The 12,270-nt window shown below is 70.2% G+C and carries 11 protein-coding genes; 1 reads left to right on the forward strand and 10 read right to left on the reverse strand.

All coding sequences use genetic code 11. The features are described 5' to 3' along the window. Position 1: 1 nt before the first annotated feature. Positions 2-2,440: a xanthine dehydrogenase family protein molybdopterin-binding subunit gene (locus H5411_RS27980; RefSeq protein WP_183125541.1), complete on the reverse strand. Its 2,439-nt coding sequence runs from the start codon at positions 2,438-2,440 to the stop codon at positions 2-4. A gap of 5 nt (positions 2,441-2,445) precedes the next feature. Beyond that, a complete protein-coding gene (locus H5411_RS27985) occupies positions 2,446-3,999 on the reverse strand; it encodes a class I adenylate-forming enzyme family protein (RefSeq protein ID WP_183125542.1) in 1,554 nt (517 codons plus the stop codon). Between the two features lie 115 nt (positions 4,000-4,114). Here H5411_RS27985 and H5411_RS27990 point away from each other — a divergent pair, with 115 nt between their 5' ends. Beyond that, positions 4,115-4,687 (forward strand): PadR family transcriptional regulator, encoded by a 573-nt coding sequence (locus H5411_RS27990; RefSeq protein WP_167442034.1) that lies wholly within the window; start codon positions 4,115-4,117, stop codon positions 4,685-4,687. A 154-nt stretch (positions 4,688-4,841) separates the two neighbouring features. Here the strand turns inward: H5411_RS27990 and H5411_RS27995 are convergent, their stop codons facing one another. The 8 genes from H5411_RS27995 to H5411_RS28030 form a co-directional block, all read right to left on the reverse strand. Then, positions 4,842-5,189 carry a hypothetical protein gene (locus H5411_RS27995; RefSeq protein WP_134667175.1) on the reverse strand — a complete coding sequence of 116 codons (348 nt, stop codon included), beginning with the start codon at positions 5,187-5,189 and terminating at the stop codon, positions 4,842-4,844. A gap of 243 nt (positions 5,190-5,432) precedes the next feature. Then, entirely contained in the window at positions 5,433-6,617 is a 1,185-nt protein-coding gene (locus H5411_RS28000) for an acyl-CoA dehydrogenase family protein (protein ID WP_183125543.1), read from the reverse strand. Further along, a complete protein-coding gene (locus H5411_RS28005) occupies positions 6,617-7,975 on the reverse strand; it encodes an MFS transporter (RefSeq protein WP_183125544.1) in 1,359 nt (452 codons plus the stop codon). The genes H5411_RS28000 and H5411_RS28005 overlap by 1 nt, the downstream gene beginning before the upstream one ends. Positions 7,976-8,041: 66 nt before the next feature. Further along, a complete protein-coding gene (locus H5411_RS28010; protein WP_183125545.1) occupies positions 8,042-9,268 on the reverse strand; it encodes a CoA transferase in 1,227 nt (408 codons plus the stop codon). Then, positions 9,265-10,242, reverse strand: a complete 978-nt coding sequence (locus tag H5411_RS28015; RefSeq protein WP_220817571.1) for a MaoC family dehydratase — start codon at positions 10,240-10,242, stop codon at positions 9,265-9,267. The genes H5411_RS28010 and H5411_RS28015 overlap by 4 nt, the downstream gene beginning before the upstream one ends. Next, positions 10,239-11,138, reverse strand: coding sequence for an HpcH/HpaI aldolase/citrate lyase family protein (locus tag H5411_RS28020; protein WP_183125546.1), 900 nt, complete (start codon positions 11,136-11,138; stop codon positions 10,239-10,241). Before H5411_RS28020 ends, H5411_RS28015 begins: the two co-directional genes overlap by 4 nt. After that, on the reverse strand, positions 11,135-11,626 hold the full coding sequence (locus H5411_RS28025; RefSeq protein WP_183125547.1) for a nuclear transport factor 2 family protein: 492 nt from the start codon (positions 11,624-11,626) through the stop codon (positions 11,135-11,137). Before H5411_RS28025 ends, H5411_RS28020 begins: the two co-directional genes overlap by 4 nt. After that, positions 11,623-12,270 (reverse strand): 3-oxoacid CoA-transferase subunit B, encoded by a 648-nt coding sequence (locus tag H5411_RS28030; RefSeq protein ID WP_183125548.1) that lies wholly within the window; start codon positions 12,268-12,270, stop codon positions 11,623-11,625. Before H5411_RS28030 ends, H5411_RS28025 begins: the two co-directional genes overlap by 4 nt.

The raw sequence follows: 12,270 nt of genomic DNA on the forward strand, positions 1-12,270 counted from the left end.
GTCAGTGGTTCCTTTCGTTCTGCGAGGTGCTGCCGGTCAGCAGCTCGTGGAGCACGTTTCCGTGCAGGGGCAGGCTGGTGATGTCCACACCGGCCGGGGCGAGCGCGTCCGCGACCGCGTTGGCGATCGCGACCGGCAGGCTCATGCAACTGCCTTCGCCGCAGCCCTTCGCGCCGAGCCGGGTCAGCGGCGACGGTGTTTCCAGGTGGTCGCTGTTGAGCTCGAACGTGGTTTCGGCGGTGGTCGGGCACAGGTAGTCCATGAAGGTGGCGGTGGGCTGCCCGGCGTCGGTGTAGCGCATCTCCTCGAACAGCGCGCCGCCCAGCGCGTGCGCGAGCGCGCCGTGCACCTGGCCTTCGAGCAGCGTGGGGTTGAGGATCGTGCCGGCGTCGTGCACCGTGACCACCTGCTCGAGCTTGACCTCGCGGGTGTCCGGGTCGATCCGGACGACGGCCAGTTCCGCGACGAAGCCGTAGCACAGGCTGGAGTTGATCTGGTCCGAGCGGCTCGCCGCCTTCGACTGCGGCGGGGTGAACGCGGCCTCCTCGTACAACCGCGCGGAGGTGCCTTCCGGCAGCGCGCCGGGATCCCAGTGCACCAGCCCGGCCGCGTGCTTGAACGGGACCGCCCGGCCCGTTTCGCCGCGCTGCCGGACGTGCCCCTCAGCGAGTTCCACGTCCTCGGCCGCGACGCCGAGCAGGGTGGCGCCGGCGATCTTGACTGTCTCGGCGAGCTTCTCCGCGGCCTCGACCAGCGCGCTGGTCAGCAGCGGCGCGAAGCGTGAGGAGTAGCTGCCCGAACTGATGGTCCACGGCGTGGTGGCGGTGTCCATTTCGACGATCGGGCGCACCTGGTCCAGAGGCAGGCCGAGCTGCTCGGCAACCACCTGCTGCGCGACCGTGGCGTGGCCCTGGCCCTGCGGCACGGTGCCCAGCAGCACCGACACCAGCCCGTTGGGGTCCACGCTGATCCGGACGTGCTCGGTAGAGCCGGACTTGCCCCTGCCGGACGCCCGCTGCTCGGCCGGGGTGGCCAGGCCGACGTAGCCGATGTTGGTCGCGGACGGGTCGACGATGGTGGCCACGCCGAGGCCGAAGTACTCGCCCCTCGCCCGGGCTTCCCGTTGTTTTTCCCGCAGCGCCTGATAGTTGGCGTTCTTCACGACCAGGTCCAGTGCGCGGTCGTAGTCGCCGGAGTCGTAGATGCCGCCGGTCGGCGTGGCGTACGGGAAATCCTCGTGCCGCACGAAATTCCGCTTGCGCAGCTCGACCGGGTCCAGGCGGCAGGTCTCGGCGACCTTGTCCATCAGCCGTTCCAGGCCGAAGTACAGCTGCTGGCCGCCGAAGCCGCGGTTGAGTCCGGTGGGCGTCTTGTTCGTCACCACCGCACGCGAGCGGATTTCGACCGCGTCGATCTTGTACGCGCCGGTGATGTTGCCGAAGCAGCGGTACAGCGTGCTGGGCTCCGGCGGCCGCAGGTAGGCGCCCACGTTGTCCACGAGGTCAGCCCGCAGCCCCTGCACGATGCCGTCGGCCGACACCGCGGCCTCGAACCGCATTGCCCGGTCAGACCCGGCGGAACTGGCCAGCAGGTGCTCGATGCGGTCCTCGGTCCAGCGCACCGGCCGGCCCGCGTGCTTGCTGGCCAGCGCCATCAGCGCGACATAGGGATAGATTCCCGCCTTGATGCCGAAGCTGCCGCCGTTGTCGGCCGGGATCATCAGCCGGATCCGCGACGCGGGCAGTCCGAAGGCACCGGCCAGCACCGCCACCATGGAGAACGGGCCGTGGAAGTTCGCCCATGCTTGGATGGCCGGACCGTCCACTTCGTCCTGCCATTCGGCGACGACCGAGTAGCACTCCATCGGCGTCGACGAATAACGCGGGAAGTCGTACTTGCCCTTCACCACGTGATCCGCTTTGGCGAACACGTCGTCCACGTCGCCGAAGGAGAAAGTCCGGTCGGTCGCGACGTTGCCGTCCGCGTCCTCGTGCAGCCGGGGCGCGTCCGGCAGGAGCGCCTTCTCGACGTCGACCACCGGCGGCAGCGGCTCGTAGTCGATTTCGACGAGTTCCGCGGCGTCTTCGGCCAGGTACCGGTCGCCTGCGACCACGACAGCGACCGGTTCGCCGACGAAGCGCGCCTTGTCCGTCGCCGTCGGGTAGTACGGCATCGGTGTCTTGAGCGCCAGCGGGAACGGCCGCAGCGTCGCCTTGACCTCCTCGGGACCGATCACCGCGGCGACCCCGGGGTGCCGGCGGGCCCGCTCGAGGTCGACGCCGCGGATCCGGGCGTGCGGGTGCGGGCTGCGCACGATCGCCGCGGTCAGCGTGCCCGGCAACGGGTCCATGTCGTCGAGGAACCTGCCGCGGCCGGTGAGCAGCGCGGGGTCCTCGACCCGCGCTGTCCTCCTGGCCGGTTTGTCGGAGACTGCGGTCATTCGGCTCACCTGCCTGCTTCTGCGGCGCTGTCGGACAGCGCGCGATAGTTGCCGGAGCTCAGTTCGCGGCGCAGGATCTTGCCCACCCCGGATTTGGGAATGGTCTCGACGGCGACGAACCGCTTGGGGCGTTTCAACGACGGCAGCCCGGACTGCTCGCGAACGAAGGTCTCCAGCACTTCCGTCGCGTGTTCGGGGGTCATGCCGTCACCCGGGACGAAGAACGCGGTGGCGGCCTGGCCCCACCGGTCGTCCGCGATGCCGACGACGACCAGCTCGCGCACCGCCGCGCAGCGGATCAGCGCGTCCTCGATCTCCTCGGGGTAGATGTTCTCGCCGCCGGAGTTGATCATGTCGTCGACTCGGCCGGCGACCCAGAGGTCCCCGTCCTCGTCGGCGATCGCCAGGTCGCCGGGGAAATACCAGCCGCCGCGAATGGAGCCGGCGTCAGCGTCGGGCCGGCGCCAGTACCCCGCGAACGCCTCGGGACTCGACATCGAGACGGCGATCTGACCCTGCTCCCCCGGCCGCACTTCGGCGTCCGGCGGCGCCGCGGGATCCGGGTCCACCAGCCGGACCCGGGAGAAGAGGCCGGCGCGGCCCGCCGACCCCGGCTTCGCGACGACGTCCGGGCCGATCGTGAAGGTGTAGATCTCGGTGCTGCCGAAGTGGTTGACGAACGACTCCGGCTCCAGCGCGCCAGCGAGTTGCTCGGCCAACGCCGGCGTCATCGACGAGCCGGCGTAGGCCAGCCTGCGCACGGTTCGCGCCTCGGCGAGCCGGCCGGTGCGCACCAGCGACCAGTAGATCGTCGGCACCAGGTACAGCGAACCGATCCTCTCCGCGGTGATCAATTCGAGCGTCTCGTCCGCGTCGAACTTCACCTGCGGCACCCAGGTTCCCGCGCCGACCAGAGTGGCCAGCAGGGTGCGCAGCCCCATCGTGTGGAACAGCGGCATCACGCCCAGCGTGGCGTCGAAGCGAGACTGTCCGCTCTGGATCAAATGCGCGATCGCCGCGTGATGCTCGGCGGAGTGCGTGCGCGGCACGCCCTTCGGCTTCCCGGTGGTGCCCGAGGTGTAGAGCATCACGCTGGTGTCCTGATCAGACACTCGGATTCCCAGGGAGCCGCTCGGCTGAGCCAGCGCCCGGCGCTCGATGGTGTCCTCGCCCGGCGGCCCCGAGGCGATCCGGGCCACCGGGGGCAGCCCAACCAGCGCCTCGTCCGCGAGAGCCGCGGTCGAGGCGTCGGTGATCACCAGGGCGGGCGCGGCGTCGGCGACGCAGTAGGCAAGTTCGGGCGGCGCGAACCGGAAGGACAGCGGCACCGAGACCGCGCCGAGCTTCTGCACGGCCAGGTGCAGGCTGGCCAGCGGTTCGCCGCCGGCGAGCGAAAGCACTACCCGTTCGCTGGGCCGGACGCCGAGCTCGGCCAGCGCCCGTGCCAGCCGGTCGGTGTGCGCATCCCACTCCGCATAGGTCATGGGGCTTCTGCCGCCCACCGCGCGGCGCCGGGGATAACGCTCCGCCGTCCAGCGCAGAACCGTGCCCAGATCCATGACCGTCCCTCCATCGCGACAGCGGTCGTGCCGACCGGAACTACCGTCCGTAACAAACGGTATGCTTCCGACCGTCTGTTTCGGATGGTTGCGAACCTACGATATGGTTCGGAGCATGTCAACGGTTCGGTTGTCGACGACGTCGTACGTGGTGCTCGGCATGATCGCGCTGCGCGGTCCTTCCACGTCCTACGACCTCAAACGCGCGATCGGCCGGTCAGTGGGCTACTTCTGGAACTTCCCGCACGCGCAGCTGTACTCGGAGCCCAAACGGCTCGAGGAAGCCGGCTTGCTGGAACTCGACGAGGAAGATTCGGGGCGCCGGCGCAAAACGTTCTCGATCACCGAAGCCGGCCGGAAGGCGCTGCGCGGCTGGATGGCCGAGCCTGTCGACGAGCATTTCGAGCTGCGCGACGTAGCGGAGATCAAGCTGTTCTTCAGCGAGCTGGCCGGACCGGACGACGTGGCACAGCTCGCGAAGGGTCAGGTCGAGCAGCACGAGCGCCGGATCGCCGAATACGAGGAAATGCAGCGCCGCTTCGGCCACATCGAGGAAGTAGCCGGCCGGATGATCACCCTGGAACTCGGGCTCGGCATGGAATACGCCGCCCTCGAGTTCTGGCGCGGCGTACGCGAGCGCGCCGACCGCGGCGAGTTCGAGATCGGAAAGCAGTCGCCTCGGGACTAGCGTCCCCGCGCCGGCGGCCGCCGCCCGGAACGCGGCTCTCTGCCTCGTCCACCCAGTTACCTCGCGCCGACAACGCGCCGCGGGAACCGTTGGGCCTGGTGTGCACCCTTGGGCTCCAAGACCTCGGAAACCACCCAGAGCGATGAGGCGAAGTTCAGCCTTTGATCCGCAGCCGGCCGGCCGTAGCCAGCTGCTGCCGGACAGACGACCCCCGCACGGACGGAGACCGCACGGTCACCTCTTCCGGCGCAGCATGCCGCCCCCTTCGACCGGCGTTGCCAGTCGTGTACTTGTTGCGTCGACCGAGAGAAATGATGATCGCCCTCAACGACGGAGCGAACGGCGACGTCAGCTGGACGAGGACATTGAGCAGCTCCCGCCGATGCCTCGGCATCCTCCTCAAATGCACCCCGCGGCGCAGAGCGGCCTTGCCGCCCAGCGCCGCAATTACGGCCATATAGCCGACCGGCCGGTAGCCCAGCACGGTCCGGCGACGTCCCACCGGGCAGGCCAGGACCTTCGATGCGGTTTTGCCCAGGCGAATCAGCCCGCGGCGTTTGAACCGCGGCTCGGCTCACCCTGTCGGCGCAGCATGCCGTCGAACCGGCTTTCGCCGGGCTGCCGTCCTGACATGCATCAGCGCGCAGCCGTGCAGGTGGCGGGCATCAGCGAGTACTCCACACCCAGCATCGACCTCGGCACAGCGCCAGCCGCCATCGACATACGGTCCGAGCTGCGGCTCGTGTCATCTCGCGGGGCCGAGGATGTCGTCGGAGATCACGCGGAGCTGGATTTCGTTGGCACCTTCGAAAATCCGAGTCAGCCGGGCGTCTCGCCAGTGCCGTTCCACGGCAAAGTCCGTGGTGTACCCGGCACCTCCGTGGATCTGCATGGCTTCGCTGGTCACCCGCTCGGCCATTTCGCTGGCGAAGTACTTGGCCATTGCGGCCTCGCGGTCGCAGCGGCGGCCAGAGTCGATTTCCGTGGCCACGTGGTACATCAGCTGGCGAGCCGCTTCGATGTCGGCGGCCATGCGGGCGAGCTTGAACCGGAGGTCCTGGAACTGGGTGAGCGGTCCGCCGAACTGCTGCCGGGTGCGTGCGTACTCGACCGCGTCGTCGAACGCGGCCTGGGCGAGCCCGATGGCGCGCGCCGCGGTGTGCGCGCGACCGACCTCGAGACCGCTCAGCGCGAGATAGAAGCCGCGCCCCTCCTCGCCGAGCATCGCCGAAGCGGGCAGCCGAAGGCCGTCGAACGCCAGGTCCCAGGTCGACCAGCCGAAGTAGCCGATCTTGCGGATCTTCGTACCGCTCATACCCGCGGGGAAGGAGCCCCGGGGCTTGTCGACCAGGAAGGCGCTGATCCCCCGGTGCGGCTTGGCCGGGTCCTTGTCCGACGTCCGCGCGAACAGGACGAGGTAGTCGGCTTGATCCGCGTACGTGCACCACATTTTCGTGCCGTGCACGACCCACTCGTCGCCGTCGCGGCGGGCGCGGCAGGAGAGGTTCGCGACGTCCGAGCCTGCCTCGGCCTCCGACAGCGCGAAGGCGCCGAGGTACTCCCCCGCAGCCATGCGCGGCAACAGTTCCTTGCGCTGTTCCTCGGTGAACTCTCCGCCCATTCCGTTGCCTCGGGCAAGCAGGCTGGCGACGCTGAGCCAGCCGCGTGCCAGCTCCTCGGCGACCAGGCAGTACTCGAAGACGCCGAGCCCGAGGCCGCCGTATTCCTCGGGGATCATCAGGCCGAAGAAGCCGAGTTCGGCCATTTCGTCGCGCAGGCTGTCGGGGATCGCACCCTGCCGGGAGTCGAGCTCGTCGGCCAGCGGCCGGACCCGTTCGCGGGCGAACTGACGGGCCAGCTGCTGGACGTCGCGCCGGTCTTCGGTGAGATATCGCGGCGTGCCGGGCCGCGGGACAGGGCGGTGTGTCATCAGGCGTCCACCTTGCTTTCGGAGTGGCCTCCCTCGACGACGTCGTCGAGGGAATCGAGGGTCGTGCGGGCGGTTTCCGGGGCGAAGAGCCCAGCGACGGCGGTGATCGCGCACAAGCCGAGGACGTAGAGACCCACCGGCCACGGCGCACCGCCGCCGGCCGCGGCGAGGCTGACCGAGATGAGCGGGGCCAGCCCGCCGAAAAGGACTGCGCCGATCTCGCGGCTGACGGCCGCCCCGCTGTAGCGGGTTTTCGTCGCGAACAGCTCGGCGAGGATCACGCCCTGGACACCGAACATGATGCCGACGCTGCCGCCCTGGGCTATGGCGACCGCGACGATCGCGAGAAAGGTGTTGTGGCTTCCGGCGAGCCAGAAGAACGGGAACGCATAGGCCGCTGCGAAGACTGCGCCGCCGATCAGCACCGGGCGCCGGCCCCACTTGTCGGAGGCGAGCCCGGCCAGTGGCGCGGTGACCATCACGGTCACGCCGGCGACGACCAGACTGGCGGTGCCGACCGAGGCCGAGTGACCCGACTGCTTCAGGAAAGCCAGCGCGTAAACCTGGTACACGTAGCTCAGCGCCAGCGGCGCGGCAACCACGCCCACGACCAGCAACACGTTCTTCCACTGCGTGCGCAGCAAGGTGAAGATCGGAACGCCGCTTTCCTCGGCCGGTGCGGCTTCCCGCTGGTTCTCCTCGAAGGCCGGGGTTTCGTCCAGCCGCAGCCGCAGCCACATGCCGAGCCCGACGAGCACCACGCTGGCGAGGAACGGCAACCGCCAGCCCCAGGAGAGGAACTGCTCGTCGGTGGTCAGCGACGTGGACAGGAAAACCGCCGCCGACGACAGCGCCATCCCGGCATAGGAGCCGCTGGCGCCGAGAGCGCCGTACAGCCCGCGGCGGTGTGCGGGCGCGTATTCGACGGCGAAGATCGCGGCACCGCTGTATTCCGCGCCCGACCCCGCGCCCTGCAACAGCCGCAGCACGACGAGCATCACCGGCGCGGCGATGCCGATGGATCCGTACGACGGGATTACAGCCATCAGCGTCGTGGAAGCCCCCATCAGCAACAGGGTCGCGACGAGCGCGGGCTTGCGGCCCAGTCTGTCGCCGATGTGCCCGAAGATCGCGGCGCCGACCGGCCGGGCGACGAACCCGACGCCGAAGGTGGCGAATGACAGCAGCAACGCCGTCGTCGCGCTCTGCTCCGGAAAGAAAACCTTGTTGAAGACCAGCGCGGCAGCGGTGCCGTACAGGAAATAGTCGTACCACTCCAGCGCGGATCCGATGAGAGCTGCGCCGGCGACTCTGGCCAGCGTGCGCGGGCCGCCTGCGGGGACCGGGTTGTGCGACATCGATGTCACTCCTTCTGGATTCGAACGGGGTGCGAACGTGGTTCTCGGGCTGGGAAAAGGAGCGGGCTACCGGCGGCCAGGCACCGAGCGCGGCCCGGCAATTTTGCGATCGGCCAGCGAACCGATTTCCCGGTCGGACAGGCCGAGGATCTCGCTCAACGCCCAGTGCGTGTCCGAGCCGAACGGGCGGGCGCCCGACGTCTCGAGGTAGTGCTCGTCCCAGCGCAGCGGCGACGTCGCCGTCAGCATCGGCGGCCGCCCTTCCGCGGCGACGTCGACCAGCACCGCCGATTCCTCGCCGCGGCGGTAGGCCGCCACGACTTCCGACGGCGTGCGGAACTCGCCGACCATCACCCGGGTGCCCTTCGCGGCGTCGAGCACATCCGCCGCCGTGCGGGCGGCGAACCAGGGCGCGAGGACCGCTTCGATCAGCGCCCGGTGCTCGAAGCGCGCCCCTTCCTCGTCGAGGTCGACCTCGTGTGCGGTTTCGAGCGCGGCGAAGACCTTCTCGGTCCCGGTGACCCGGACCAGATCCCGCCACTGCTGGCGGGTGATCGCGACGGCGATCACCCGCCGCCCGTCGGCACAGGCGAAGTCGACCCCGAACGCCCCGTACATGTGGTTGCCCAGCCGCGGCCGGTCGCGGCCGTTCTCCTCCGCTTCGGCCAGCCAGCCCAGATGCGCCACGTGCGCCGCCGCGACGTCGGCGAGCGCGAGGTCGATCCGCGAACCCTGACCGTCGAGCGCGCGCCGGCGCAGCCCGGCGAGCAGTCCGGACACCGCGAGCAGCCCGGTGGCGATGTCCCAGGCAGGCAGGACGTGGTTGGTCGGCCGGTCGAGATCGGTGTGGCGGGTCAGCATCGGCACGCCGTAGCGCGGGTTCACCGCGTAGTCCATCGCCGCGCGGCCGTCGGCGTAGCCCTGGATGTGGACGTGCACCAGGTCCTCGCGGCGGGCCCGCAGGCGGTCGTGGTCGAAATACAGGCGGCCGATCGTGTTGTCGACGAACAGTCCCGCGTCGTCGCCGGGCGCGGTCACCAGCGCGGTCGCCAGTTCCTGGCCTTCCGGAATGCGCAGATCGAGCGCGACGGAGCGGACGCCTTTGTTGAGGCCGGCCCAGAACAGGCTTCGCCCGGCGCGGTCCAGCGGCCAGCGGCCGCCGTCGACCGCGCCCTCGACCGGGTCGATCCGCAGCACCGTGGCGCCGAGCTGCGCCAAGGTCATCCCGGCGAGCGGCCCGGCTACGAAGCTGGTGGCCTCGACGACGCGCAGCCCGGCCAGTGGCGCGGTCACGTGAGCACCTCGCAGAGCCAGTCCAGCACGTCCCGCGGAGCGTCGTTCCCTGCTTCGGCGGTGACGCGAACCCGCAGCTCGGCGACGACGCTGCCGGACGGCCCGGGACGAGCGGAAAGCAGCTCGATCGTCGAACGGAGAGTGTCGCCTTCGTGCACCGGCCCGGTGTGGTCGCACGATTCCCAGCCCAGGAAGGTGACCAGGTCCGGGAAGGCACGGGCGACCTGAGCCGCGGCAAGACCGATGGTGTGCCCGCCGTAGACCAGCCGTCTTCCGGTGACCCCGGCGTCGTGGTGCACCTGGGCGACGTTCAGCGTCAGCCGCGCCAGCTCCGGCGCCGAGCTGACCACGTCGCCGCCGACCACCTCGATCGTAGTGCCGGGTTCCGGCGGTGTGCGGGTCCGGTGCTGTGTCAGGTCAAGGGTTTTCAGCGCTGCTTCGGCCGACGGCGCGTCGGTCCCGATGCCGCTGAGGTCGTCCTGGTGCCCGGTTTCGGGTGCGTCCGGGCTCAGCGGGAGCATGGCGCAGCGGTGGAAGTCCAGCACGGCCGTTCCGCGCTGGTCGGCGCACTGGATCCGCAGCGCGGCCAGTCCGGTGGCGGCGCGGCCGGGCCGCCGCGTGTTCTCCCGAAGCGCCACCACGGTGGTCCGCGTGTGCAGGGTGTCGCCGAGCACGGGGAAACTCAGGAAGCGCAGGCCGCGGTAGAACAAGTTGGCCCGGACGAAATGCGTGGCCTGGGTCGACTGGCCGATGGCGACGTCCCAGACGTACGCGGGGTGAGCGACGGGACCGCGCCCGGTGAGGCGGGCTCCGGCCTCGTGATCGGTCGCGTAGCGCAGCCGGTCCCCGACGATCATCTGATGCACCGCCGCACCGCCCGCGGTGAGCGTGACCGGCGGTGCGGCGTCGAACACCTCGCCGCGTTCGAGCTCGTCGAAGTACGGTCCCCGGGCACGCACAACAGTCCGGGTCACCGGCGCTCCCCAGCGCGGGCCAGCACCCGGCTCGCCCGGACGGCCACGGCCGCGTCGAGCATCTGCCCGTCGAGCGCGACCGCGCCCGAACCGCGGGCCGCGGCACCGGCGAGCGCGTCGAGGACGCCGTGGGCCCAGTCCACCTCGGCCGGTGCGGGCGTGAACAGGTCGTTGACCACCCCGAGCTGGGCGGGGTGAATAGTCCAGCTTCCGTCGAAGCCTTGGTCGCGGGCCTGCCGGCGGTCCGCGGCGAACTCGGCGTCTGCGGCGATCGACAACCACGGTCCGTCGACGACGGCGCGACCCGCCGCGCGCGCGGCGAGCAAGACCCGGCTCCGCACCTGGGCGCGCAGGCTCCGCGCGCCGGGTGCGGCAGCCTCGAGGTCGCATCCGAGGTTCGCGCCGAGATCGGCGTAACCGATGACGACTGCGCGGATTCGCGCGGCCGCGGTCACGATGCGGTCCACGTTCTCCAGCCCTGCGGCCGATTCGATCAGCACGTCGAGCCGGATCTCCGGGCAGCCGTCGCGGCCGGCGACCGCGCCGGCGATCAGACGATCCACAAAGGACACGTCGGCAGCGTCCTCGACCTTCGGCACGACCAGGGTCAGCGGTCTGGTCGCGGCCGCCGCCGCGGCGAGCACGTCGAGGTGGCACCAGGCGGTGCCGACCTGGTTGACCCGTACCGCGAGGCCTGGTCGTGCGGCCTCGGCCAGGATCTGCGCGACGCGTTCGCGGGCGGTCGTCTTGCTCCCCGGCTCGACTGCGTCCTCGAGGTCCAGCACGACTTCGTCGGCTTCTGAGGCAAGGGCTTTGGCTGTTTTGCGTTCGTCGCTCACGGGCACCACCAGGCACGAGCGCGGAACGAGCGCGCAATCCGGTGTTCGCGCGCTCATCGCGGGGGATACCGGTCGTCGGCCGCGACGCGCGCGGGAGGCCAGGCGAACCGTCCGGCGTCCCAGCCTTCGGCGAGGTCGGACCACCAGAAGAAGGTGACCTTGCGTTCGTCGAACAACCAGCCCTCGTTTTCGGCACGAACCATGCGATCGGCGTACCGGCCGGCGGCCAGCTGCGCCCGGCCGTCGACGACGCAAGGCTGCAGCAGCCACGTTTCGCCGGTCGCGGTGTCGCCGGCGAGTTCCAGCGTTTCGTTGGCCGAGAAGTGCCACCAGGAACTCAGGCTTCCCTTCTGCAGACCGGGAAAGAAGTCCAGCAGTTCCGCGTGTCCGCGGACCGCGGACAGCCCGACGAAGGCGCCGTCGCGAGTGAACAGCTCCACGAGTTCCTTCCAGCGCCCGTCGTCGAGGTACTGGCAGTAGCGGGCGCGCAGCTGTTGCAGGGCGTGCAGATCTTCCATCCGCCGGACGCGTTCTTCGAGGCTCATCCGGCCACCGCCTGCCGCTCGGCGACCGGTGCGCCGGTTGCGGCGCGCACCTGTTCGGGCGTGACGTCGGGGGCGCACTCGACGAGGGCGAAGCTGCCGTCGGAGATGTCGAGCACGGCCAGGTCAGTGATCACCCGGGACACCACGCCGCGTCCGGTCAGCGGCAGCGCGCACTCGGCGACCAGCTTCGGTTCGCCGTCACGGGTGCGGTGCTCCATCAGTGCGATCACCCGCGACGCGCCGGACACCAGGTCCATCGCGCCGCCGATGCCCTTGATCATCCGGCCGGGAACGCTCCAGTTCGCGATGTCGCCGTTGGCGGCCACCTGAAGCGCGCCCAGCACGGCGACGTCGATGTGGCCTCCGCGGATCATCGCGAACGACTCGTCGGAGCCGAAGAACGACGCCCCGGGCGTCACGGTCACGGTCTGCTTGCCCGCGTTGATGAGGTCCGGATCGACCTCGTCGACGTCGGGGAAGGGGCCGACGCCGAGGATGCCGTTCTCGGCGTGCACGGTCACCCCGGAGCCGGCGGCGAGGTGTTCGGTGATCATGGTCGGCAGTCCGATGCCCAGGTTGACGTACTCGCCGGCGCGCAGTTCGCGTGCGGCCCTGGCCGCCATCTGCTCACGGGTCCACGGCAT

The organism is Amycolatopsis echigonensis (genome assembly GCF_014174495.1).
Classification (GTDB): Bacteria; Actinomycetota; Actinomycetes; order Mycobacteriales; family Pseudonocardiaceae; genus Amycolatopsis; species Amycolatopsis echigonensis.

Bases quoted from the DNA above. Each gene is read 5' to 3' on its own strand.
- H5411_RS27980 (WP_183125541.1), bottom strand. From the start codon at position 2,440: ATGACCGCAGTCTCCGACAAACCGGCCAGGAGGACAGCGCGGGTCGAG.
- H5411_RS27985 (WP_183125542.1), bottom strand. From the start codon at position 3,999: ATGGATCTGGGCACGGTTCTGCGCTGGACGGCGGAGCGTTATCCCCGG.
- H5411_RS28005 (WP_183125544.1), bottom strand. From the start codon at position 7,975: ATGTCGCACAACCCGGTCCCCGCAGGCGGCCCGCGCACGCTGGCCAGA.
- H5411_RS28000 (WP_183125543.1), bottom strand. From the start codon at position 6,617: ATGACACACCGCCCTGTCCCGCGGCCCGGCACGCCGCGATATCTCACC.
- H5411_RS28025 (WP_183125547.1), bottom strand. From the start codon at position 11,626: ATGAGCCTCGAAGAACGCGTCCGGCGGATGGAAGATCTGCACGCCCTG.
- H5411_RS28020 (WP_183125546.1), bottom strand. From the start codon at position 11,138: ATGAGCGCGCGAACACCGGATTGCGCGCTCGTTCCGCGCTCGTGCCTG.
- H5411_RS28030 (WP_183125548.1), bottom strand. From the start codon at position 12,270: ATGCCGTGGACCCGTGAGCAGATGGCGGCCAGGGCCGCACGCGAACTG.
- H5411_RS27990 (WP_167442034.1), top strand. From the start codon at position 4,115: ATGTCAACGGTTCGGTTGTCGACGACGTCGTACGTGGTGCTCGGCATG.